We start from the raw sequence: 25,012 nt of genomic DNA, 5'->3' as shown, positions 1-25,012 counted from the left end.
CACTTAGAAAAAGATGATGATTAATTTTGTACATTCTTAAATGATCAAAAATGTACATCGTTAGCTTGACATTTACACACTGTACAGGTGTCACAAAATTTAGCCCGCTATGCAGGTGAATCTCGTTGTACCGATGGACAAATTGCTGTGCCTATTGCCTTGCTTCGGCGAGTGAAGCAAAACCTTTGTGTGGGAAATCTGGTCGATATTTGAGGGTTCGAAACATCGCTTCAGAGTATGGGTTGTCATTGCTCACACGCGGTCTTGAAAAGGAGCTTTGAATACCCAATTTCTCTAGTAAACTTAGGAATGTCTCGACTTTCATCGGGCTCCCATTATCTGAATGCAATACGAGTGGTGCACCTTGGATGTTTTCACTGATGACGGCTTTTTTCACAAGTGTTTCGGCGTGTTTTGCCTCTTCTGTTTCCCAAACTTCCCAGCCAACTGCTTTTCTAATAAATAAATCGAGAATTAAATAGAGTCGATTATACAAACCTTTCACAGGTCCACCAAGCCAAGTAATATCCCATGTCCATACTTGGTTGGGCGATCTAGCCAGATGACTTTCAGGAATTCTTCGCTCTGGTTTTTGGCTACGCCCACGGTGATGTTGCATATTCTCCTCACGTAATACACGATAAAACGTTGATTCTGAGGCAATATAAGTCCCATTGTCCGCAAGCTGTGGTACAATTTGCGTAGGCGGTAAATCGGCGTATTCTTCTTGTTTGACAACCATCAGTATTTCTTTTTTTCTTCCGCAGACAACTTATTTTTCGGCACGGGTCTTTTCACAAGTGGACGTTGATCCACCTTTACATCACCCTCTGCCACCCAGCGCTCGTATGTTCGAACGCTGATATTGAAGTTCGTCGCAAGCCTTCGCTAATCGCGAGCCAGTTTGATTCGCTTCTTGGATGAGTGTCACAGCTAATGCGCGATTTGAAGGTAAGCGTCAAATAATACACACATTCCAGTAATCCTAGTCCCATGCGATACTCTAATCAATAATGATGAAGGGGTGTCGCTATGAAACGTAAAGAAAAACACGATTTGTGGAAAAAACGCATGGAGGCATACGAAGCTAGCGGAGAGACGATACAAGAATGGGTATTTAAACAAGATGACATTACAGAATATCAATTCCATTATTGGCGAAAGAAGATGAAAGCAGAAGTAAACTCAGATTCAAGTGACGAGGTAAATCATACTTGGACACCTTTTGATGTCCCTACCTTCACCACCACCTCCATTGAAGTGAGACTAGATGATCTGTCTGTCTATATTCCTGAAAATGTGAGTGAAGAACATTTGTCTCGTGTACTACGCGTGTTGAAAAATGGATGATCAATCAACGCTCCATTGATAAAGTCTACCTTGCAAAAGGAAGTGCAGATTTACGAAAATCCATTGATGGCCTTGCGGCTATCGTACAAGAAAGCTTTCAATTAGATCCCTTCTCCCCATGTCTATTTGTTTTCTGCAATAGACAACAAGATAAGATCAAAATCCTTCACTGGGAACATAATGGATTTTGGCTCTATTATCGCCGTTTAAGTGAAGATGAACAGTATTAATTCATAAACGAAACAGGAAAATATCGTATATGGAAACTAGACGTAACTGCAGAAAACATCAGTGCAATCAAACAGAATAAATCTGCACAGATCGTCATTGATAATTTACCAGGCCTACGTGATAATATAGTGCAAGGGGAAGATGGGAGATACTGGATCGGATTAATTTTTCCTCGAAATGACTTTTTAGACTATAGTGCAAACAAACCATGGCTTCGTTCTATAGCGTTGCGCTTACCTGACTTTCTGTTGCCTAAAGATAATGGATATTCTCATGACATAGCCATTAATGAGTCAGGAGAAATTTTAGCTGATTTACAAGATCCAGATAGTTCATATACAGAAATCACTGGAGCAACTGAGTCAGACGATAAGTTATTCTTCCATCATCCGTCTCAGTAAGCAACATCAATTTGAAGCCTCCAGTGAGAAAATAGATTCTAATCAACTAGAGCATCTGCTCTTTAATGAAGTGGAAATCTCAGCAGACCTTGCTATTGAAACGATTACGTACAATCGTAAAAAGACAGAAGGTCAACATGAAATGAAGCTGGAAACCTGCCTACGGAAACGATCGAGTTTCGGTTATTCGAAGAAGAGCAGGTCTGTTCGTATTGCAATGGCAGTCTACATAAATGAGTATGGAAGCACGCAGAGAATTAAAAGTTATGCCGGCAGAAGTGAAAGTGGTTGAGCACATTCAATATGTCTACTCATGTCGCCGCTGTGAGCGTGAAGAAATTTATACGCCTATTGTCACGGCATAAATGCCTGCCTCTGTTTTTCCTAAGAGTTTGGCATCACCGTCAGCAATGGCCTATATTATGAATCAAAAATATGTTGAGAGCATGCCTCACTATCGCCAAGAGCAGTAATTTGCACTCTTGGGGTCTCATTATCACGCCAAACACTTACGAATTGGATGGTCTATGGAGCAAATACGTGGTTGAGTCTACTCTACGATCATATGTATCAATATCTAGTAAAAAGAGATATTCGACATGTAGATGAAACAACCCTATAAGTCCTTCGTGAACCAGTTCGATCGGCAACATCATCTTCTTATCTCTGGCTTTATCGCTCTGGACAAGAAGGACCAGCAATCATCCTTTATGACTACCAACAAACTCGTGCGAGTAAGAACCCTCGCAGCTTCTGTCTGATTTTAAAGGATATCTCCTTGTCGATGGCTATGCTGGGTACAACGGGTTACCGAATGTAAAACTTGTTGGCTTCTGGGCACATGCTCGACGTAAAATCGATGAAGCATTAAAAGCTTTACCGGAATCAAAACGTTTAGCAGATGTCACAGCGAAAGAGGATCTTATTTCTGTAACCAACTTTTTGCCATCGAAGGGGAGATCAAGGATCTCTCCTATGAAGAACGCTATAATGTTCGATTAGAACGCAGTCGGCCAGCGCTGGATTCTTTTTCAATATGGCTTCGTGCACAAACACCAAAAGTCTTACCTAAAAGTACACTTGGCCAAGCGATCAAGTACTGTTGTAATCAATGGGAGAAGTTAGAGGCCTTTTCAGAGGATGGTCGTTTAGAAATAGACAATAATCGAAGAGAGCGTTCCATCAAACCGTTTGTCATTGGCCGAAAAACTGGATGTTTGCCAATACACCGAAAGGTGCTCGGGCAAGTGCCAGGATCTACAGTATAGTGGAAACCGTCAAGAAAAATGGGTTAAATCCATTTAAATATCTAACGTATCTTTTTAAGAAACTCCCTATATCAACACAAAAGAACGCACTAGACAAGCTACTCCCTTAGTCAGAGAGTCTTCCAAATCAGTGCCACGTTATGAAAGATAACTAAATACTAAGGTAATCCCCATCTGAGTAACAGGTGGGGATTAGTTGACGCTTACGTTGAAGACGAATGTAAGTAATATCGATCCCCAGACGTGGTTGGGGTGTTGGATATTCAGCCCTCGTAATAAATAAGGATAGACACGATGCTGTTGATTCCTTTTACTAAGGTTCCGACCAGGTGATATACCTAGGATCCCCATTTCTCTCATATGACGTTGAACGGCTTTTCGATTAACAATAAGTCCTTCTTGTTTCGGGGTTTCTGAGATCCGCCTTGAACCCCAAAAAGGGTGTTGGGTGTAGATCTCATCAATTTTGTTTTTGATCAATAGCTCTTCAGGTGAAGGTTCGACTTGCTTATAGTACAAACTTGTACGGTTGAGACTCAACTGTTCTGCTTAAGTTTTAATTAGCAATTCTGGTTGATCCCACTCAATCATGTCGATACGATCAGCTCTAATCTTTAAGGGCAGATTTTTTTGAACCACGATAATTGCGTGGTTAGTCGGCCTACTTCGGTATATAGCTGTTCAATTTGGTCTTCGTATTCCTCCTCATTGGGTCGACTTTCTTATTGTTTTTTTCGAAGATTTGTGTTATTTGTTCAAGCGCTGCTTTCCACCATTGGCGAATCTGGTTTACATGAATTCCATGTTTGGAAGAGAGCTCTGATATGAATTTTCTTCTTTTAGTATCTCTAACACGATTTTCGATTTAAATTCTGATGTATAACGTTTTCTTCTTCCCATAAATCAACTTTAACATCTCCTTGTTTCGTGTCTAGGATTTATGGGTCCATTATAATTTGTAAGGCTTCCAGGTGAGAAAATTTCGATCTATTAAGATAGATCATTCTTCAAGAATTAAATCATTTTAACAATTTAGGAGGTCTTTGTATTCACTTATTAACACTGTGATTATCATTAGGTCGAAGCGTTATATAACCAGACAGGAATTTTATTGGCTATTTTAGGCATTTACATTATTCAAATTCAAATCAATTTCATAGGATATCTAAAGTAATTTATCAATGTGTATTCACTAGTTCTTCAAAGTTCATAAGTTAGGGGAGTGAATGTGATGGATTTTCATCTTAAATATTATTGGTCCTTGTATTTGGAATTTATCGAAGTGTTTAAAGAGCTAAATTATAAAGGAATTCTACTTCCTATACTTTTGAACTTTTCCGAGTTAATAAAAGAAAATGTTGCTATACAAGAGGAAATGAAAAAAGCATATTTTTTAGATAATCTAAAAAACAAAATTTATTTAGAAAAACAGATTCAACCTTACTTTGACCAATATAAACCTTTTCGAAGAAATTCTAATGTACCTGCTCAAAAAATGGGCAAAGTGCTACTTTATGAGTACGTTTTACGCTTTCCTTATCACACATTAAAAAATAATTTCAACCCAAAAAATACAATAATATTAAGAAAAGAACGAAAAATGGGAACTAGTAAACTACTTCCGACCTACTTCTTAGACGAAAATAAAAGTAATATTTCTGCATTGATAAAAAAAATGCAAGTTCAAGCAAAAGATATCTTTTCATCTTCAAGTTGTCATCCAGTTTTTAAAAACATTGACTTTCAAGAAAGATTTAATAAAGCGATGCCCCCTTTGTTAAATGATCTAGTAACAATTGGTAACTTTTTTAATAAAGTCCCTATTTCATGTGTTGTGGTTGGCACTACGGAGGATCCACAAAGCAGGAGCATTGTTGCAGTAGCATCAACGAAAGGTATTCCTAGTATATGTATGCAACACGGATTAATTATAAGAGAGGATGGGTATTTACCCGTTATTTCCACAAAGCAGGCTGTATACGGAGAATTTGAAAAAAAATGGTATTTAAGTAAAGGCGTATCGGAAAGTCAAATTGAAATCGTTGGTCATCCTCGTTTTGATGAAATTTTCACAAAACAATTTAGTGGTTCTCTTCAAAGAGAACTCAATTTAAATATTGAAAAAAAAAGGGTACTCCTAGCAACACAGCCAAGTGATAGATCAAAGTGGGGGAAATTAATAAATCATCTTATTAAGGATCCCTCAATCGAAGTTATTATTAAACCACATCCGTTGGAAATAAATAATAAAGATTATTTATATTACAAAATGTTAAGTTCAAAGTATAGAAGAGTTAAATTAATCTTGAATAAAAAGCTACATTTATATGATGTTCTTTCAAACGTGAATGTTGTAGTAGTAAGTGCTTCAACGGTTGGTCTTGAAGGAATGTTATTTGGAAAACCAGTAGCAGTTTTAAAAGGTACTGCTACAAATTATTATAATAGTTTAGGTGATTTTGTTCAGTCTGACCCAAGTATACTAGCGAAAAAAATCAAAAGAGTATTGAATGAAGTTTCTATAAAAAAACGTTATGAAAAGAGAAGAAAAGAGTTTATATCGTATGCCTATCCACAAAAGTATTCAGTTAATCGTTTATTAAAACTAATGGATAAATTAATTAATGAGAATTGAATGTTGCTACTAACTTTTATCTAAATATAATTGTTATGGCACCATTATTAACAATTTATAAAATTAAATGGGAGGGGGAAGATGATGTATTTTAAAGATAAGAAAATCTTAATTATTGGCGGAACCGGCACAATTGGGCAAAGTCTAGTGAAACAAATTCTTAAAGAGCAACCTAATGTCATCCGAATCTTAAGCAGGGATGAATATAAACAATTCACCTTACAAAATGAATTAGGAAAAAGAAGTGATATCCGATTTCTAATTGGAGATGTACGAGATTATGATCGAGTACTTAGTGCTATGCAAGATATTGATTATGTTTTTCATGTGGCCGCAATGAAGCATGTACCAGCCTGTGAATACAATCCGTATGAAGCTGTCCTAACGAATATATATGGAACCAATAACGTCATTAAAGCAGCGATTGCTCAAGATGTAGCAAAGGTTGTATTTACGAGTTCAGATAAAGCAATTTCTCCTACAAATACGTATGGTGCTACAAAACTAACTGCTGAAAGACTATTATCAGCTGCTCAATACAGCAAAGGAAAGGGAAAGACAACTTTTGCCAGTGTGAGATTTGGAAATGTTATAGGTTCAAGGGGGTCAGTTATTCCTTTATTTGTTAAACAAATCTTAGAAAATAGGAAAGTAACAATTACTAATCTTAAAATGACACGGTTTATGATGACGTTAACCCAAGCAACAACACTTACAATCAAAGCACTTCAAGAATTAAAAGGTGGAGAAGTATTTGTTCTAAAGATGCCAGTTATTTCTTTAGAGGATTTAGTAAGAGTAGTAATAGAAGAAACATGTAAATCATATGGTTTTAAAAGTAATGAAATTAAGATTGAAGAAATTGGATTAAGACAAGGTGAAAAAATGTATGAAGAATTAATGACTTTTGATGAATCTACAATGGCCTGGGAGTTATCAGATATGTTTATTATTCCTGGGATGTATGGGGATCAGGGAATGTATTCAAATGTAAAAAAGACGAAATATGGAACATATAGCTCTGAAAAGCAGAAGCCGATTACGATCGAAGAAGTACGTGAGATAATTCTAAATGAAAAACTGTTTTAGAGAGGGGAAATAGGATTGAATGTTCTAGTTACTGGAGGGGCTGGTTTTATTGGAAGATGGGTTGTTAAACAATTACTTGACAGTGGGCATTGTGTTTGGGTTTTGGATGACCTTTCAAATGGTAGAAAAGTAAACATTGATGAATTTTTAAATCACAAAAATTTTATTGAATTTATTGAGGGCGACATTAAAGACGTTTCCCTTTTACACACATTGTTTTTAAATGAATTTGACCTTTGTTACCACTTAGGAGCTAGTATAAATGTTCAAGATAGTATTGATGATCCAGCCACAACTTTTAATAATGATACGATTGGAACGTTTCATGTATTAGAAGAGTGTAAAAAACATAATGTGAAAATTGTATTTATGAGCACGTGTATGGTTTATGATCGGGCATTAAATCTCGAAGGTATAAAAGAAACCGATCCAGTTAAACCTGCTTCTCCGTATGCAGGTGCAAAAATAGCTGCAGAAAGTATGGTCTTGTCTTATTATACTATGCATATGACCTTCCTACTGTTGTTATTCGTCCATTTAATACGTATGGACCATTTCAAAAAACAAGTGGTGAAGGTGGAGTTTTCGCAATTTTCATAAAAATAAACTAGCAGGTAGAAAAGTGTATATTTATGGTGATGGGACACAAACACGAGATCTTCTTTATGTGGAAGATTGTGCACGATTTGTTGTTGAAGCGGGCTATTCAGATAAAGTGAATGGAGAGGTCATCCATGCTGGTTTAGGACGTGATATATCCATTAATGATCTGGCGAAAATGATTATTAAAGATAAATCAAGAATTCAACATGTTCCCCATATTCATCCGCAAAGTGAAGTGCAAAAATTATTATGTAACTATAAAAAAGCGAAGCTACTCCTTGGTTGGGAGCCAAAGGTGAGCTTAGAAGAAGGAATAAACAGGACAGAAGTTTGGATAAAAGACGATATAAAAGAGTAAGGTGGGAGGATACACATGATTCAATTTAATAAAGAGGACTTAGATCAAGAAGAATTAATATGCTTCTTGCATATACCGAAAACTGGTGGGAAAACATTATGGAGATTATTAGATAGGCAAAAAGATACTTTCCTTGTATGGCACGGAAAATTTTTCAAACAGCTTAATAAACCATGTACCTATTTTACAATGTTAAGGGACCCTGTTGATAGGGTGATATCTACTTATTATTATATACGAAGATATGAGCGTGACCCGCTCCACAGTCAAGTTAAAAAGATGAGCCTCAAAGAATTTGTATCTTATATGAATAAAGAAGATTTAGGAAATAAACCATATCCAAAGAAGGACTTACGTAGTATACGCTTTAGAACAGTGAATCTTGCTACCCGCTATATATCAGTAGGAGATCCTTTAAATTTAGGAAAGGCTAAGGAAAATATTAATAACTATTTTTCAGTCGTTGGATGCACTGATATGTATGATGAATTTCTATTTTTTATGAAAAATGATCTTGAATTAACTGATTTGATAATCTAGTTGTTGCAACAACAAATAACGAGACTGATGATCCAATTATTCAACTTTGTCATAAATTAAACTTAGGATATTTTCGAGGTCCCGAAGAAGATGTATTAACACGATATTTTGAGTCTCAAAAGTTTATCAGGCTGATTTAATTGTCCGTCTAACTTCTGATTGTCCAATAATTGACCCGAACGTAATTGATAAAGTTATTAAATATTACCTTGATCATCATAATATTGATTATGTATCGAAAACATTACAACGATCTTATCCTAGAGGAATGGATACGGAGGTCTTTTCTTATAAAGTTTTAGATGAAGCATACAACGAAGCAGTGGAAAAAAATGAAAGAGAGCATGTAACTTCATTTATTCGAAATCATCCAGAAAGGTATCTTCTCGCAAATGTGACCTATAAGGAAAATCAGAGTAAACATCGATGGACAGTGGATACAATTGAAGATTTTATATCCCTGAAACGGATAATTGATAATCTTTATCCTGAAAATCCTCAGTTTACTTGCGAAGATGCTTTGAAATTATTGAAGAAGTTTCCTCAGTGGGCATTAATTAATCAGCACATAGAACAAAAAAAAATTGAAAGTGTGAGTCCGTGTGAATATATTTATTCGAACAGACGCTTCTATTGAGATCGGAACGGGTCATGTAATGCGTTGCCTAACACTTGCTAACGAATTAAAGTGTAAGGGAGCAAAAGTTTTTTTTATTTGTCGTCTATTTCCAGGTAACCTTTACGGCTATATAAGACAAAAGGGTTTTTTAGTTTTTACTTTACCAACCTCAAAAGAGAAAAAGTATGAAGTAGATCATAAAGTTAAACATTCACATTGGCTCGGAGTAGATTGGAGTATAGATGTTAATCAAACAATAGAGGTTATAGCTAAAAAAGAAGTTCATTGGTTAGTGATCGACCATTATGCCATTGATAAAAAGTGGGAAGAAAAAGTTCGTCCCTATGTAAAAAAAATCATGGTTATTGATGATTTAGCAGATCGACCTCATGATTGTGATTTATTATTAGATCAAAATCTGTATACTAACACAGAAAGGCGCTATCAAGATTTAGTACCAAAATCCTGTGTGAAATTACTAGGTCCTAAATATGCATTGTTACGTCCTGAATTCAAACAAATTAGAAAAAATTTAAATACAAAAGGTGGAGAGGTTCGGAGGATTTTTATTTTCTTTGGTGGAACTGATCCAACAAATGAGACAATTAAAGCGTTAGAAGCAATAAAATTATTAAATAGAGATGATATTATCGTAGATGTTGTTGTTGGAAGTTCGAACCCAAATAACGAACAAATAAAACTAAGTGCTCAAGGAATACCGAATGTCCTATATCATTGCCAAATTGATAATATAGCAGAAATCATGGCTAAAGCAGATTTAGCAGTTGGTGCTGGAGGAAGTACAACTTGGGAAAGGTGCTTTTTAGGTATACCTACAATAACAATAATAACAGCTCAGAATCAAGTTGAAGTAATTACAGCTGCAGATACAAAAGGGATTGTTTGTAATTTAGGAAATGCAGCAGAAATACAATCGAAAGATATAGCAAAAAAACTAGAAGAAATTATTGAAAATCCTTCATTAATAAAGAAACTATCTAAGCATTCTCTAAATACAATGTCGGAAATATCTAAATGTTTAGTTTCTCATTACATTTTAGAGGAGAATGAGTATGGTTGATCTTAGTAAATATGCTTTAAAGGAATTAGAAGAAAGCGATTTGAAATTAATCCTCAATTGGCGTAATTCTAAAAGGATTCGTAATCTTATGTACACAGATCATGAAATAACTATGACCGAACACGAAAGATGGTTTCAAAGAATAACAAAAGATGATAGTAACTTATTTAAACTGCTATTATATGGAAATAGACGATTAGGGTTAGTTAACTTTTCAAATATTGATAAGATGAACAATAAATGTTATTGGGGATTTTATATAGGGGATTTAGAAGCTCCACGTGGTTCCGGAACGATTATGGGGATGTTAGCTTTAGACCTAGTCTTTGAAAAAATGGGACTTAGGAAAGTATGTGCAGAAGTATTAGAATTTAACAGTTCTAGTATAAGATATCATAAAAAATTAGGATTTAAAGAAGAAGGAAGGTTTATACAACATGTTATTAAAAATAATCAATATATTGATGTAATTCCGATGGCTATTTTTTCTCATCAATGGAAAGATGTAAAGAAAAAAATTTTAACGAATATTAGGTGAATGAAAATGACAATAATTGAAATACAAGGGAGAAAAATCGGTACAAATCATCCACCATTTGTCATCGCTGAAATGTCAGGAAATCATAACCAATCATTAGACCGCGCGTTAGAGATTGTTGAAACAGCAGCAAAAGCAGGAGCTCATGCTTTGAAACTTCAAACTTATACAGCTGATACTATGACTTTAAACCTTTCGCATGGAGATTTTTATATTAATGACTCTAGTAGTCTGTGGAAAGATCATTCATTGTATAAACTCTATCAAAAAGCTTACACACCTTGGGAGTGGCATAAGCCAATATTTGAACGCTGTAAAGATTTAGGTATTATTGGTTTTAGTTCCCCTTTTGATGAAACGGCACTTGAATTTCTTGAGTCGTTAAATGTCCCTTGTTACAAAATTGCTTCATTTGAAAATACAGATATCCCTTTAATTCGAAAAGTAGCTTCAAAAGGTAAACCGATGATTATCTCCACAGGAATGGCGACTGTTGCAGAATTAGACGAAACAGTGAGAACCGCTAGGGAAGCAGGATGTAAGGATTTAGTATTACTAAAATGTACAAGTACGTACCCGGCAACACCTAAAAATACAAATATTAATACAATCCCTCATATGAAAGAATTATTTAATTGTCAAGTAGGATTATCCGATCATACTATGGGGACTGGTGTAGCAGTAGCAAGTGTTGCACTGGGGGCAACTGTTATCGAAAAACATTTTACTTTATCACGTCAAGATGGTGGAGTTGATTCAAGTTTTTCTCTGGAACCAAATGAAATGAAATCACTCGTTAAAGAAACAGAGCGAGCATGGCAGGCATTAGGGAATGTTCAATATGGTGTGAGTAATGAGGAAAAGGGATCTTTACAGTATAGAAGGTCATTATATGTAGCTAAAGACATGAATTTAGGAGAAACATTTACTAAAGATAGTATAAAAAGTATTCGTCCTGGTTTTGGATTACCGCCGAAATATTTTGATAAAATATTAGGTAAAAAAGCCAAAAAAGCAGTAAGCAAAGGAACACCAGTTAGTTGGGATTTATTTTAATGGTTTTTAAGTTATAATATTTTAATTTACATGGTATATTCTCTCTTGTGTGTAGACATTGAAAAACAACCGATCTTGTTGCATAGGAGGGATATTTTTCATGTCAAAATACATTAAAAAATCTCAACTGAAAGGGAAACTAGAATGAGAAAAAGAGAAATTAGTCTAGAAGTTTACGTATGTCAAGAACCTAATATTTTATCAATTAAATTAGATAGTAAAGTTTCCTAGAATCTTAAGAAATGTCCGTAATTAAAACGAATCAATTTATACGATGAAACTTTAAGGAAGTAGTGGCAGTTACCGTTTCCTATCTGCTTTAAGTGGAAAAATTATACAAACGGTATTTTAAAGAAAAATCATAGGACAAAGAATTTAAATTACAAGCAGTGCGTATGGAAAGGAGGAAGGGAAAAGAATTGCAGAAGTAGCTTATGAATTAGATTTAGCAGAGCAAACCCTGCATAACTGGGTAAATAGATACAATCAAGATAAAACAGTTGCCTTTGTAGAAAGTGGAAATTCAAGGCCCGAAGATAAAGCTGAATGTTATCACCATCGAGTAAATATGTGTGGATCATCTTTTCATATAACTTTTTTTCTAATGCGTTTGCTATTGTTGATTTTTCTAAGCCGGATAATCCTGTAAACCATAGAATGTTCCTCTGTGGTTTTTTAACTGTTCACGATTATGTTTTGTAACCGCAGGCTGGTGCCATTTGATATTTTTATTCATAATTCTGTTACATCAAAGGATCGTGAACGAATCTTGATCCTCGATGATTCTACATATGACCGTAATCGCAGTAAAGCGGTAGAGTTACTTTCACGTGTTCACGATCATACAACCAGAACGTTCATAAAGGGTTTTCGGAAGCTTACACTTGGATGGTCGGATGGCAATACGTTTATGCCACTACCCTTTCTTTGATGAGTTCTGAAAAGAAAAGCAATCGCTACCAAGGTGCCAATGAAAAAATCGACAAACGAACAGTTGGATACCAACGCCGTAAGGAAGCTGTAAAAAAGTCGACTGAACCCTGTTTCACTTATTAGATGAAGTCCATCCTCTCAAACTTTGTTCAAAGACTCTGCTCTTTGATAGCTGGTTTGCTTTTCCTAGAGTCATAAAACGTGTCGTATCAAACTATCCTCTCCATGTGATTTGTATGCTGAAGAGTATGCACCGTGTATATTACACATGTGAAGGGGAAAAGTTCACCCTTAGTCAACTATACAAAGTCATTCGCAAAAAGCGCGGTCGTGCAAAGATACTAGCTTCTGTCGTTGTAAGTCTTGGTTCAGATGAACAGAATAACGACATCCAGGCACGAATCATTTTTGTTCGTGACCGCAACCGTTCTAAGCAATGGTTAGCTCTCCTTTCCACAGACCTAGTAGTACCTGACCAAGAAGCTATGACGCATTAGTTGCCCATACAACCATTGTGTTCAGACGCTATATCATGCTTCGATAAGTTCTAGAGAAGAGGAAGATCCAAAAACAATTGGGCAACACTTCTATTTGTGCTGCGATAAATTGGAAGACATTCGTTTCATTGAATCGCTCCTTTTACTGATCGAAAACCTATCTGAAACATTATCAGAGGAACTGCTCATTACAGATGAGCAAATACAAATGATTCTAGATGCTTTCTTTGAACAACTATCTAGTTATTTGAAAAAAACAATGAAAATTAGTCAAGTAGCGTAGTACTTGAAGTCCATTGAACCTTGATAATTCAATAGTTACAGTGCCTTTTCAGGATGCAGAAGTTGAGATAATTATAAAGTGATGTAGTGCCACATTTTGGGCGTCAATAATAAGGTAATCTGGTAATTTCCCTTCTTCATAAAACGATTTTTGTATAATGTTCGATACCTCTTTTCTTTACTATTTTTAGCTAGATAATCATAATTATTTTAAGTGAATGATTTTATAATTGTGGGACATAAACTTGAATTCATAAAAATATTCATACTTTTAGTGAATTAATTTTCGTGACAGGATAAGTATTGATAATGCCCCCCGCCTTACAATAGCAGAGTCACTTGTTAGCTGCATAATTGTAACTCTTAAAACTGTCCATTTTAAAGGTTACAGTTCAAATTAGGAGTACGTTTTTTATTAAACTTACCTTTTCATACCTCGAATTAATACCTCAATCACCTCAGTCCGACTAAACTCTGGTGGAGGTGTCTCCCCATTTCTTAACATCTCTCGAACTTTAGTCCCCGATAAAATCAATCTCTCTTCTTTTCCGTGTGGACAGGTTTTAGTTGAAGCTATGTTTCCACATTTCTTACAATAGAAACTATGTTCAAAAAATAGTGGAGTAATACCAAGCTCGTCATCACTAAAGTGCTCAAAAATTTTCTGAGCGTCATACGTGCCATAATAATCACCAACCCCAGCATGATCACGCCCGACAATAAAGTGTGTGCAGCCAAAGTTTTTACGGACCATTGCATGAAAAATGGCTTCTCTTGGTCCTGCATATCGCATTGCTGCAGGGAAAACAGCTAAAAATACATGATCTGTTGGATAATAGTGTTTTAAAAGCACTTGGTAACTTTCCATGCGAACGTCGGCCGGAATGTCATCTGATTTTGTTTCCCCAACAAGTGGATTGAGGAATAATCCATCAACTATCTCTAGTGCCGATTTTTGGATGTATTCATGTGCTCTGTGAACAGGGTTTCGAGTTTGAAAGCCTACAACTGTTTTCCAATTACGTTTTTGAAACTCTTGTCTAGTTTGTACTGGACTTAGATAGAATTGTTGGAAATTTTGTTTCTGCGGACTTTTTACTAGTGTTATAGTGCCAGCCAGATAGACGTCTGGTCGTTCGAATAGTTTCTTTACACCTGGATGAGCAAGATCTGTTGTTTGAAACACATGCTTAGCTTCAACTTCTTTATCTGGTTTGTATTTATCTTCTAATTCAAGAATTCCATATATACTATTGTTTTGGGTGAGTTTTATTTTCTCACCAACTTTTAAAGATTTTGACTGGTTTTCATCTACTGGTAGTGTAATAGGAATACTCCATATTAAGCCATTCTCTAACCTCATATCCTGCACAACAGAGAGATAGTCTGTTCTATTCATAAATCCAGTTAAGGGGCTGTATGCTCCTGTGGCAATCAATTCTAAGTCAGATAGTGATATATTGTCTAATTCAACTTCCTTTTTAATAGTGGAATAATCATAGTTTGGGTCAATACGGTTAATTAAAAGACCACCATGAGGAATACTCAATGACATGACTTTGCTCCTTTCTGTATGATAAATTAGCAACCTTTTACAATTTTATTCGCTTTTCAATAAATGACATAATTAAGTTAACCGATTGGTTAATATTTTGTTTCGTTGTATCAACGATAATATCAGGATTAGCTGGTTCTTCATAAGGCTGTGTTACTCCCGTAAATTCTTTGATTTCTCCCGTCCGTGCTTTTTTATAAAGACCTTTTGGATCGCGTTTTTCACATTCTTCCAAAGAACATTTCACGTAAATTTCAATAAATTCTTCTTTATCAAATATATGTCTAGCTGCATCACGATCTTCTTTAAAAGGGGAAATTGCTGCAACAAGTACAACAATGCCCGCATCAACAAACAGTTTTCTGATTTCAGCAATTCTCCTAATGTTTTCTTTGCGGTCTTTTGAACTAAAGCCTAAATTTTTATTAACACCGTAACGAATGTTATCACCATCAAGTAAATACGTGTGGATTAACATATCATATAAATTTTTTTCTAGTGCATTCGCTATGGTTGATTTACCTGAACCAGATAATCCTGTAAACCATAGAACGATACCTTTGTGTTTATTTAATTGCTCTCGGTCATGTTTGGTAACGGCAGTTTGATGCCATTTAATATTCTTATTCATGATTTCACCACCTTTATTATCCCCAAATAAATACAGCAAGGTAAACAGTAATAAACATACATAAAAGACTTAGAGGCAGGCCAACTTTGAAAAAGTCAGTGAATTTATAACCTCCTGGCCCATATACTAGTAAATTCGTTTGGTAACCGATCGGAGTGATAAAGCTGCATGAGGATGCAATTGCAATGATGATGGCGAATAACTCAGGATTGTATCCGAATTGAGTGGCAATAGGGATGGCAATTGGAAACATAAGCGCAGCTGCGGCGATATTACTAATCATTTCTGTCATGATAAGTGTTGCCAGGTAGATAAAGAAACATAGAAGGATAATATTTACTGGTTTTTCAAAGTCTAAAAGGTTTGTAATGAGCATTGGTAAACCAACTTGTTCTACAGCATTTGCAATTCCTATTGCTGAAGCAATAAGGATCAGAATTCCCCAATCAATTGTTTTTTTAGCTTCTGATGCTGTAATAGATTTTGTTACAGCGAGAATAATAATTCCAACTAGTGCAGCCTTCAGAATAGGTAATAGTTGCAATGAAGCTAAAACAATAACACCTAATAGAGTAGGAATAATAATTTTAGCTTTTTCTGGTTGTGAACTTTCGCTTGTTTCTACTCCTGAGACTAAATAAAAATGACGAGAATTGGACCAAGATTTAATAAAGTCTTTTCCTGTTAAAAGAAGTAAGGTATCTCCTGGCTTTATAATAATATTTCCAATTCCAGATGAAATTTGTTGGTTTTTTTTTCTAACAGCAACAATGACAGAATTGTACTGTGCTCTAAAGTTTGTCTCTTTAATCTTTTGATTAACTAAAGGAGAGGAATGAGAAATAACAACTTCAACTAATTTTTTGTCAAATCGTTTATCAACTAAGTTAAGATCTTCATTTGGTGTGGTTAATATTAGTCCTTTTACTTGATTTAAGTTCATAATGCTATCTATATTTCCTGAAAAAATAAGGACATCATTTGCCTGGATCACCTCATAATGAGAAGCAGGAGTAATCACATTATTATCACGATTAATTTGAATTAAAAACACATCATGTAAGGCTCTAAGATTTACTTGTCTTACGGTTTTTCCGATCCAAGTTGATGCAGGAGTCACTCTTACTTCAATTGTATATTCCTTACTTGTCGACTGATAGGTTTCGATTAAATCTTTATTATTTGGTAATTGTTTATGACCATAATAAATCATGTAAACAAGACTGAAAACAAAGAGCGGAACTCCAATTAACGAAAATTGAAACATCGAAAACCCTGGATGACCTGCCTGTTGTAATAATCCATGAACAAGCAAGTTTGTCGATGTCCCTATTAATGTAACCGTTCCTCCAACGATGGCCGCGTATGATAAAGGAATTAAAAGTTTTGATGGTGAAATGTTATGCTGAATTCCCCATTTATGGACGATGGGAGTAAGCATCGCAACGATAGGTGTATTGTTCATAAAAGCAGATAAGAATGACACTGGTAACATGATTTTCAGTAAAACCACCGAAATATTTTTATTTCTTCCTAATAATTTTGTGATGATCTTTGGAACTACTCCACTTTTTTGAGCAGCATATGCAATAACCATTAGTAAGGCAATGGTGTGGACGGCAGGGTTTGAAAATCCCTCTAATGCTTCGTTAATTGGAATAACACCTAAAAGAACAAGGGTAGATAATGCGGTAAAAACCGTAATTTCAGGTGGGAAATATTCCTTTACTAAACTAAAAAACATTAAAAGTAATACAATACTAATAGTTATTGCCTCAATCGACATAAGAACACTCCATACGTATTAAGTTATATATTTTAGTATGAATAAGTTAAAGGATTCGTTCGACTTATTAGAAAAAGATTTTGCCTATTTTTGGAACACGCATTGCTTCATTTGTAATAGACTAAATAATATAATGTTAAAAGTGAGGAATCTAAATGAACTTAAAGGATATTATTGAGGCTGGTCATTTTGACTTACATGTCCATACGAAAGCATCTGATGGAGACTATTCCCCAACGGATGTGGTTAAAAAAGCAAAAAAAGCTGGATTGAAAACGATCGCAATTACTGATCACGATACACTTGAGGGTATAGCAGAAGCTCAAAAAGCAGGCAAGCATTTCGGAATTCAAATAATTCCAGCTATAGAGCTAAGTACGAAATATAAAGGAAAAAGTGTTGATATATTGGGTTATAACATTACTGTAGGCGAAGAACTAAAAAGTACTCTGTTACGTATGCGTGAAGGGAGAGAGGAAAGAGCAAAAAGAATTATTGAAAAGTTTAATGATTTAGGTTTTATACTTACCTTAGAGGATGTCAAGGCATTCAGTGAAGACGGGGTAATTGCTAGGCCACATATCGCAAAAGCTGTTGTAAAAAAAGGCTATATTTCTGATTATCAAACGGTGTTTGATGACTATTTAGCTGATGATAAGCCTTGTGCGATAGATAAAATAATTTTGTCGCCAAAGGAAGGTATACGTCTTATACACGAAGCAGGGGGAGAAGCAGTTTTAGCTCATCCTGTTTATATTGGAGATGACAATATCGTCCGAGAACTATTATCTATTGGATTCGATGGTATTGAAGTTTGGCATCGAAGTCAAAATAAAATTCATAATAAGAAATATAAAGCAATGGCAGAGGAGTTTGAATTATTAATGACAGGTGGTTCTGATTTTCATAGTGAGAGCCATCAATTAGGTCGATTTGGAATGGAGTAGTAGGTTTGCTTATATGAATAATGTAATAGTAAATAAATAAGAGACAATGAACTGTTTTATAATGAAACGGTTCATTTTTTTATGTCGTTTACAAGGTAGGTGTTACTAAAGGGAGTAAAACCTATTAATTCAAAACGACGTAATAAAGTGTGCTAGTATCTCTTGGTTTTGTGATTTAGGTTTAAAGATTATTATTATAAATGTGTTATAGTCTATTACGTTTGTCCAACCACTATTTCTTTTTAGTACATATATAGTAAGTAAGTCAAAAAGATCAAATCTACTTTTAGATTCCTTTTTGATAAAAAAAATAAGGAGAGATGTATATGAATTATAAGAATAATTTCGTAAAAAGTCATTTTGGTTTTAAAAGTCAGCCGACAAATGATCAGAAGTGTCCGGCGACTAAAAAACACACAGATTTCCATGAAAAGTGCCCGCCTCATAAACCGGCTGATCAAGCAGAGGTATCGCATGTTGATTGCGAGTCTTTTGATTTGGAAGTAGTTGGTAATAACTTGAATGTTCCTGTTATTGATGCAAATGTTGCATTAGCAGAAATTGAAGTAGCAGCTAACGTAGAGGCTCATATTAAACTTCCTACGCCTGCAAAAGAAATTAAAAATATTCGTAAGAATGTTTTTTTAACACAGTGTAAAGCAGTTCCATCCCTTAGAGGACCAGGTTTCGTAAGTTTATTTATTACAGGTTTCGTTCATAAGAATATTCAATATTCTGATGGAAGTGGCTTTATTCGTGACTACGAAGTAGATGTTCCTTTTAGCTGTAATCAAACAGTAGCATTAGTTAATCCAATTGATGAAGTAGATTTTAGTATCAAAAATACTGTTTATGAAAGAAGAGAGCTTGCGAAAAACAAACACGGTGCAGATCGTTGTGTACATTCACAAGTTAATATGGAATTCTTTAGCGAGCCAATCAAGTGTAAGTTGCTAGCAGCATCTATTAACGAAGTAGACTTATTAAAGAATTTTGATAAGTGTGGACGTTTCAATAAAATAACAGAGAAAATGGAAGTCGTCCTACTAATAAAGTTATTACAAACTCAACAAGTGGCTTTAGATGATAATGGTGAAGTGGCTGGTTTAACTGCTAAGGCAAGATGTCAACAGCTAAGAAATAGTATTGAATAATAGGATTGATAGGATATTTCATTTATTGAAATATCCTATTTTTCTTAGTTCGAGTTAGTATTCTTTTACATACGATCAAAAAGTTCTCTCTTTACGTAAGATCATTTAGATTGATCAGTTCAATATAGACTATGAAATGCTAATTGTTAAAATAGGTTAAAGTCTATAAACGTTTGTCTATCCCGATTTAGTTTTGAGACATATAAAGAAAGTAAGTCTAAAAGGGTCAATGTCACTTTTTAGATTTATTTATGAAAAATAAGGAGTGAAAAAAGTGAATAACTATAAAAAATATTTCAAGAAAACTCGTACCGGTTTTGAAAGCTGTTCAAAACCGGAAAAAAAGGATGTGGGAGCTAAAAAGCAAGCGGTGGTACAGGGGAAATGTCCTCCATTAAAACAAGGTGATCAAGCAGACGTAACGCAAGCTGACTTTGGGGCTTTTCCTTTAGAAGTAGAAGGAAATGTTTTACATGTTCCTGTTATCCATGCAGCAGTACCTTTAGCGGAAATTGAATTAACGGCTAATTTAGAGGCTAAGATAACTCTTCCTACCCCAGCTAAGGAAATTAAAAATATCCGTAAGAATGTTTTCCTAACACAATGTAAAGCAGTGCCGTCACTTAGTGGTACCAATTTCGTAAGCTTATTTATTACTGGTTTCATTCATAAAAATATTCAATACGCAGATGGAAGCGGCTATATTCGTGATTATGAAGTAGATGTTCCTTTTAGTTGTAATCAAACAATCGAATTAGCGAACCTGCGTGATCCTGCATTGACAAGTTTAAAAAATACAGTGCTTGAAAGAAGGGAACTTGCTCAAAGTAAGCACAGCGCCGATCAATGCCAATATTCGCAAGTTAATTTTGAAGTTTTTAACGAGCCGATTGAATGTAAATTGCTTGCAACATTTATCAACGAAGTAGATATATTAAAGAAATATGATAAGAGAGGACACTTTAATAAAATAACAGAGAAAATGGAACTGCTCCTGTTTTTAAAACTGTTACAAGTCCAGCAAGTTGCTTTAAATGATAGGCGAGATCATTGTGAAACTCGTAACCAATCTGTTATGGAGCGAATTCAACAGCTAAGAGATGGAATTGAGTAATTTGTGTTATAAAAACTCTAAAGAATAAAAGATGAGAATAACCGGTGTGCACAAATTGAAAATGAAGAGCGCACTGGCTACATAATGATTTTCGTTCCTTCCTCCGTCTTTAAACCTAATTAATAATATTCATCATTTTATTTATACGATGGATAAACGTGTCGTTAGACAGAACTTTTTTACGGGCTCTTTCAGATATTTTCTTACGCTCTTCTAGATGACTCATATAGTATTTGACCTTTTTAAGTAAATCCTCGGAGCTTTTAAAGGATACCATTTCCTCTCCCTCGGTAAAATGTAGATGTAAATCTGGTTTATACTCAATTAACTGAAAAGCTCCACTGCTTGCTATATCAAAGGTACGATTATTAATGCTTTGGTTAATGATCGCTCGAATATTTTTATTTTGCTTTAAATGAAAAGGACGATGTGTGTTGAGGTTGATTGCGGCACTATTAAAATAATGCTTCGCGATCGACGGCGGAATCCAATGAGAGTGAATGGATAATCTAGAAGATCGCTTTGCTTTAATTAGCTTTTTTTCCCATTGTCTACCTACAACTTGTATGGAATAATTTGTTTTCTCTAAGAGATACTGAATGATTTTCATTCGATCTGGATAAGGGGACCCAACTAGGCAGATATCTGATTGATATTGCTTTTGTAAGGCGGTTGGATGATAGATGTCAGGATCTGTTCCCAGCGGCAAATAATACACTTCTTTATGACCAGCTTCTTTATACACTTTTAAAGCAGCCGTATCAATTGTAAACACATAATCATAATCATGGATGAGCTTTAAGCTGCGGTCAATATAATATGGATCCTCTGTCATCCAAACAACAAGCTTAACTCCTTGTTTTTTAATCCATTCGATCATAGTATAAGGCATGTTAAATCCAGTCAGTGTCAATGCGATATCTGGTTGAAAGGAATGAACTACATTTTTTAGAGTTTCTTCTTCAGAAAATGGAATGCTTCTAACCTGGTGATTTAATTGATTTATAGACTGGAGTATTGAAAGGTCAAATGATTGATAAATTTGTCCATACCCTGAAGGAATATAAAGAATTTTCATTATACTCTCCTTTATTCATATCCTTATTTAGCACAATTACCGATATGTTTGATGGCTTACTAACTTATTTTTTTGAAAATAAAATCTACAAGTACTTGCTCCATTTCTATGTCCTTTCCATAGTTTATTTTGAATTAATAAAATATATGAAGGGAGATAACCTAATAATTTATTTGAAATTTAGATGTTACTCCAAAAGTATCAAACGAAATCAAAATGTTCTCTGCTTACTATTTGGGGTATAGGAGTTGGAAGAACGATGCAGACAATTGTATTCATTGAAACAAATAAATCTGGATCGAGCAGGGAAGCGATCAAAGCAGCTGAACGACTCGGATATTTGACGGTGTTATTTACAAGAAGGAAGAAGTTTTTGGCACAACGAACGGAGTTTCCAGATGTACATCAAATGTATTATGTAAGCCGGATCGAAATTAAGCAAATTAGAAAAAAGATCCATTTTCTTAAGCGGCAAGGCAAACAGATTGTTGCTGTCCTTAGCTTTGTTGATCCGTTTGTTCAGCTCGCTGCTCAATTATCAGAAGATTTTTGTCATTCGCTTTTTAACACTTGTGCCATTTCAAAGATGGAGGATAAGATTCAAACACGTCAAGCTTTAGAAGGTCTTTCAATTTCTCCTTTTTATCAAGTTATTGATCAGGAAAATGATCAATTAGACCAACTTACAAGCTATACACCTTATTTACCTCTAATTGTAAAAGCACCAGTGTCAACAGGTTCTAAAGATGTCTTGTTAGTAGAAGATCTTCAACAACTGCAAGGATCCGTTCAATCGATTATGGATAAATACCGTAATCAATCTATTCTAATTGAAGAATACATGGATGGACCTCAGTACTTATTGGAAGTGTTCGTACAACAAGGAAATCCTCATATAGTAGCAGTGATTGAGCAGGAAATTTCCAAGCAAGATCGTTTTATTGTTACTGGCTATGGGTTACTAGCTGTGGTTGAAAAAAAGATAAAAAAAAGTCTTGAGCAGGTTGTGAAGTCGATTGTAAAAGCAATTGATCTGAAAAATGGATCGTTTCACGTAGAATTGAAGAATGTAAATGGCCAATGGAAAGTAATAGAAATCAATCCTAGGATTTCGGGTGGAGTGATGAACCGCCTTATTGAAGTAGGATTTGGGATTAATCTTGTTGAAGAAACGGTTCGTTTGTTTACAGGAAAAAAAGCTTCCTTGCTTAAACAGCACTCAAAATTTGTTTATGCTCACTATATGACAGTGAGCTCAAAGGGCAGATTAAAAAAAGTAACGGGGAAACAGCGAGCATTACGTCATGAAGGAGTAGAAGAGGTCTATATTAAACCTCGTAAAGGGGCATTTATGACTCCTCCATTGTCAATGGGACATAGATATGGTTACGTTTTGGCTTCAGCCTATACACTAGCGGAAGCAAAAACGATAGCTCAAAAGGCAGCAAAAGAAATTCAATTTCACTTGTACCCACTCTAGAGTGAAGGGAGGTTCTTGAATATTGGTAACGGTAGGGATGTTGTCACATCGCAAAGACCCAAGAACCGTATTTAAATCCTATGCATACGCGGCAGCCGCCAAAATGGAAGGAGTCGGCTTTTATTTTTTCTCACCTGGCCGTGTCAAGTTTACTGATCGAAGCATCGATGGTTGGATTTATGAAAACGGCCAATGGATTCAAAAGAGCATGCCATTTCCTGATGTCATTTATAACGCTAGTCCTCCTCAGACTGATAAGCAGGAGGATGTTGTCGCAAGGCTAAGTGAAATGATTCCATTCACAAGCCATTCAATTGGGGACAAATTAGACGTCTACTATAAGATAAAAGACGCTAAAGTATTTGCTCAATATTTGATTCCATCTATTGAACTAACAAGATCTCAAGATGTGTTTGAGTTTCTTAGGCAATACGAGAGCATTGTTATGAAGCCACTTATTGGTCATAAAGGACAAAATATTTATTTTGTTGAGAGAAACAAAGAAACATATAATGTCCAACTAAATAAGACTACTACTGTTGCTTTGAATGAAAAAGAATTTGAGGATTTTATCAGTTCTCAAATAATAAATAACACTTATCTCGCGCAAGTCTTTGTAGAGTCTAAAACTAAAAATGGTTTGTCTACTCATTTTCGCTTGCATACGCAAAAGGGTGGAGAAGGAGAATGGAATTTAACAACCATCTATCCCTGTATGGCTCAACAAGGGATTGTAGCAAATATAAGCAGTGGTGGATATACAATGCTATTTGAAAATTTTTTAAAACAAGAGTTTGATGATGAATATTACAATATAAAAAGGTATCTAGAACAGTTTGCCATTCACTTTACGAAGCACTTTGACCGTTTATATCATAATATACTAGATGAATTGGGTATTGACGTCGGTTTAGATAAGAACCATAAAATTTGGATTTTTGAAGTGAATTGGAGGCCTGGTAGTCCGCCTACTTTTTCGCTTGAGTTAGATGTTGCCAAACAAATGATCCGTTACGCTCGATATTTAGCTGAAAATAGATGATTCTTCAGAAGGGAGTAATAAAACTGTGATCACAAGAGAATGTGTAAACTTAGCAAATTGTATATGTAGGACGATCATGAAGATTGATAGGGTTCAAAAAAAGCTTGAATGTACTTCAGATCGAATTATCACACCAATCATGTTATTTAGTAAAGACTTTACACCATTTATAGCTTTCGGAAATGTTGGAGATGTTGAGGATGATTGCCACGGATGTTTTGAAACGAGTGTATTTAAAGTAGAAGACATTTGCAAAAATTCTTGTTGCGGGAAGTTATCATTGCTTCGCCCCATCGATGAAAATGGTTGCTTAGCAAACTCTATTTGTGAAATTTTTCGTTTAGAGGAAACTGATTTTTGTGTAGAGGTTGATTTTCACTGTTTTTGTGCGATCCAACGATTATCGATGTCGCTGGTTAACAGGCCTTTAGGAGGTATTCACCCCAAATGAGTTTGTGGAAAATAGGATAGGATGTACTCATTATTATTCGTATTTAAGTACTAACTCATCCTTTAATTTTTAAAAAGAAATTCCTTCAATAATTGAGAAGTGATTATCCAGATTCAAAAAGAGGGTGACGATAATGGTTACCCTCTGTTTTGTTGCTTTAACCCGGATTCGAGTCTCTATATATTGTAAAGGCTTCATTTGGAGAGTGGTTTGGATCTTTAATGCTCCATTTTCATTCATAACTACTCATTCATTTAATGCTCCGTTTAAAGTGAGATGTCGGACTTCTCGTT

The 25,012-nt window shown here is 35.1% G+C and carries 22 protein-coding genes and 4 pseudogenes; 20 read left to right on the top strand and 6 right to left on the bottom strand.

Features of this window, described 5'->3' with window-relative positions; all coding sequences use genetic code 11:
• Positions 1–151: 151 nt before the first annotated feature.
• Positions 152–742 (bottom strand): DDE-type integrase/transposase/recombinase, encoded by a 591-nt coding sequence (locus PQ474_RS15150; RefSeq protein WP_273844896.1) that lies wholly within the window; start codon positions 740–742, stop codon positions 152–154.
• Positions 743–1,032: 290 nt separating this feature from the next.
• Between PQ474_RS15150 and tnpA the strand changes: the two genes are divergently transcribed.
• From tnpA to tnpC, 4 genes and pseudogenes are all read left to right on the top strand, one after another.
• The gene (gene tnpA, locus PQ474_RS15145; protein WP_273844894.1) at positions 1,033–1,350 is read left to right on the top strand and encodes an IS66 family insertion sequence element accessory protein TnpA; all 318 of its coding nucleotides are present in this window, start codon (positions 1,033–1,035) and stop codon (positions 1,348–1,350) included.
• A complete protein-coding gene (gene tnpB / locus PQ474_RS15140) occupies positions 1,347–1,580 on the top strand; it encodes an IS66 family insertion sequence element accessory protein TnpB (RefSeq protein WP_273844892.1) in 234 nt (77 codons plus the stop codon). The genes tnpA and tnpB overlap by 4 nt, the downstream gene beginning before the upstream one ends.
• Positions 1,581–1,709: 129 nt before the next feature.
• Positions 1,710–1,982: a hypothetical protein gene (locus PQ474_RS15135; RefSeq protein ID WP_273844890.1), complete on the top strand. Its 273-nt coding sequence runs from the start codon at positions 1,710–1,712 to the stop codon at positions 1,980–1,982.
• Positions 1,891–3,360: pseudogene (gene tnpC, locus PQ474_RS15130) on the top strand (IS66 family transposase). The gene PQ474_RS15135 and the pseudogene tnpC overlap by 92 nt, the downstream one beginning before the upstream one ends.
• Positions 3,361–3,442: 82 nt before the next feature.
• Here the strand turns inward: tnpC and PQ474_RS15125 are convergent.
• The gene (locus PQ474_RS15125) at positions 3,443–3,790 is read right to left on the bottom strand and encodes an IS3 family transposase (protein ID WP_273844886.1); all 348 of its coding nucleotides are present in this window, start codon (positions 3,788–3,790) and stop codon (positions 3,443–3,445) included.
• Between the two features lie 691 nt (positions 3,791–4,481).
• On the opposite strand from PQ474_RS15125, the gene PQ474_RS15120 reads away from it, so the two are divergent.
• The 10 genes and pseudogenes from PQ474_RS15120 to PQ474_RS26630 all read left to right on the top strand — a co-directional run.
• On the top strand, positions 4,482–5,885 hold the full coding sequence (locus tag PQ474_RS15120; RefSeq protein WP_273844884.1) for a capsular polysaccharide export protein, LipB/KpsS family: 1,404 nt from the start codon (positions 4,482–4,484) through the stop codon (positions 5,883–5,885).
• An 84-nt stretch (positions 5,886–5,969) separates the two neighbouring features.
• Positions 5,970–6,974: an SDR family NAD(P)-dependent oxidoreductase gene (locus PQ474_RS15115; RefSeq protein WP_273844911.1), complete on the top strand. Its 1,005-nt coding sequence runs from the start codon at positions 5,970–5,972 to the stop codon at positions 6,972–6,974.
• 15 nt (positions 6,975–6,989) lie between these two features.
• Positions 6,990–7,935, top strand: a pseudogene (locus PQ474_RS15110) (NAD-dependent epimerase/dehydratase family protein).
• A gap of 15 nt (positions 7,936–7,950) precedes the next feature.
• Positions 7,951–8,475, top strand: a complete 525-nt coding sequence (locus PQ474_RS15105; RefSeq protein ID WP_273844881.1) for a sulfotransferase family 2 domain-containing protein — start codon at positions 7,951–7,953, stop codon at positions 8,473–8,475.
• Between the two features lie 139 nt (positions 8,476–8,614).
• Positions 8,615–9,112, top strand: a complete 498-nt coding sequence (locus PQ474_RS26640; RefSeq protein WP_390187823.1) for a hypothetical protein — start codon at positions 8,615–8,617, stop codon at positions 9,110–9,112.
• Entirely contained in the window at positions 9,078–10,175 is a 1,098-nt protein-coding gene (gene pseG / locus PQ474_RS15100; RefSeq protein ID WP_273844879.1) for a UDP-2,4-diacetamido-2,4,6-trideoxy-beta-L-altropyranose hydrolase, read from the top strand. The genes PQ474_RS26640 and pseG overlap by 35 nt, the downstream gene beginning before the upstream one ends.
• Positions 10,168–10,713 (top strand): UDP-4-amino-4,6-dideoxy-N-acetyl-beta-L-altrosamine N-acetyltransferase, encoded by a 546-nt coding sequence (gene pseH / locus PQ474_RS15095; RefSeq protein WP_273844877.1) that lies wholly within the window; start codon positions 10,168–10,170, stop codon positions 10,711–10,713. Before pseG ends, pseH begins: the two co-directional genes overlap by 8 nt.
• A gap of 6 nt (positions 10,714–10,719) precedes the next feature.
• Positions 10,720–11,769 carry a pseudaminic acid synthase gene (pseI, locus tag PQ474_RS15090; protein WP_273844875.1) on the top strand — a complete coding sequence of 350 codons (1,050 nt, stop codon included), beginning with the start codon at positions 10,720–10,722 and terminating at the stop codon, positions 11,767–11,769.
• Between the two features lie 395 nt (positions 11,770–12,164).
• Positions 12,165–12,313, top strand: a pseudogene (locus PQ474_RS26635) (terminase gpP N-terminus-related DNA-binding protein); the annotation flags it as partial.
• Positions 12,314–12,511: 198 nt separating this feature from the next.
• Positions 12,512–13,482, top strand: a pseudogene (locus PQ474_RS26630) (IS4 family transposase); the annotation flags it as partial.
• Positions 13,483–13,902: 420 nt separating this feature from the next.
• On the opposite strand, the gene sat reads toward PQ474_RS26630, so the two are convergent.
• The 3 genes from sat to PQ474_RS15060 are packed head-to-tail and all read right to left on the bottom strand — an operon-like array spanning position 13,903 to position 17,453.
• Positions 13,903–15,036, bottom strand: a complete 1,134-nt coding sequence (sat, locus tag PQ474_RS15070; protein ID WP_273844866.1) for a sulfate adenylyltransferase — start codon at positions 15,034–15,036, stop codon at positions 13,903–13,905.
• Between the two features lie 37 nt (positions 15,037–15,073).
• Entirely contained in the window at positions 15,074–15,667 is a 594-nt protein-coding gene (gene cysC / locus PQ474_RS15065) for an adenylyl-sulfate kinase (RefSeq protein ID WP_273844864.1), read from the bottom strand.
• 16 nt (positions 15,668–15,683) lie between these two features.
• A complete protein-coding gene (locus tag PQ474_RS15060; protein WP_273844861.1) occupies positions 15,684–17,453 on the bottom strand; it encodes an SLC13 family permease in 1,770 nt (589 codons plus the stop codon).
• Between the two features lie 155 nt (positions 17,454–17,608).
• Here PQ474_RS15060 and PQ474_RS15055 point away from each other — a divergent pair, with 155 nt between their 5' ends.
• From PQ474_RS15055 to PQ474_RS15045, 3 genes are all read left to right on the top strand, one after another.
• A complete protein-coding gene (locus PQ474_RS15055) occupies positions 17,609–18,400 on the top strand; it encodes a PHP domain-containing protein (protein WP_273844859.1) in 792 nt (263 codons plus the stop codon).
• 326 nt (positions 18,401–18,726) lie between these two features.
• Positions 18,727–19,554: a CsxC family protein gene (locus PQ474_RS15050; RefSeq protein ID WP_273844857.1), complete on the top strand. Its 828-nt coding sequence runs from the start codon at positions 18,727–18,729 to the stop codon at positions 19,552–19,554.
• Between the two features lie 274 nt (positions 19,555–19,828).
• Positions 19,829–20,668, top strand: a complete 840-nt coding sequence (locus PQ474_RS15045) for a CsxC family protein (protein WP_273844855.1) — start codon at positions 19,829–19,831, stop codon at positions 20,666–20,668.
• 115 nt (positions 20,669–20,783) lie between these two features.
• Here the strand turns inward: PQ474_RS15045 and PQ474_RS15040 are convergent, their stop codons facing one another.
• Positions 20,784–21,746 carry a CgeB family protein gene (locus tag PQ474_RS15040; protein ID WP_273844852.1) on the bottom strand — a complete coding sequence of 321 codons (963 nt, stop codon included), beginning with the start codon at positions 21,744–21,746 and terminating at the stop codon, positions 20,784–20,786.
• 259 nt (positions 21,747–22,005) lie between these two features.
• Between PQ474_RS15040 and PQ474_RS15035 the strand changes: the two genes are divergently transcribed.
• Genes PQ474_RS15035 through PQ474_RS15025 form a run of 3 tightly spaced genes read left to right on the top strand, consistent with a single transcriptional unit; the run spans position 22,006 to position 24,719 of the window.
• Entirely contained in the window at positions 22,006–23,226 is a 1,221-nt protein-coding gene (locus tag PQ474_RS15035; protein ID WP_273844850.1) for an ATP-grasp domain-containing protein, read from the top strand.
• A gap of 22 nt (positions 23,227–23,248) precedes the next feature.
• Positions 23,249–24,268 (top strand): YheC/YheD family endospore coat-associated protein, encoded by a 1,020-nt coding sequence (locus tag PQ474_RS15030; RefSeq protein ID WP_273844848.1) that lies wholly within the window; start codon positions 23,249–23,251, stop codon positions 24,266–24,268.
• 25 nt (positions 24,269–24,293) lie between these two features.
• The gene (locus PQ474_RS15025) at positions 24,294–24,719 is read left to right on the top strand and encodes a CotY/CotZ family spore coat protein (RefSeq protein ID WP_273844846.1); all 426 of its coding nucleotides are present in this window, start codon (positions 24,294–24,296) and stop codon (positions 24,717–24,719) included.
• Positions 24,720–25,012: the final 293 nt, after the last annotated feature.

This window comes from Halalkalibacter alkalisediminis (assembly GCF_028610705.1).
In the GTDB taxonomy this organism is placed as follows: domain Bacteria; phylum Bacillota; class Bacilli; order Bacillales; family Bacillaceae_D; genus Halalkalibacter; species Halalkalibacter alkalisediminis.
The sequence above is the reverse complement of the archived record's forward strand: the minus strand, read 5'-3'. Positions and strand labels throughout refer to the sequence as shown.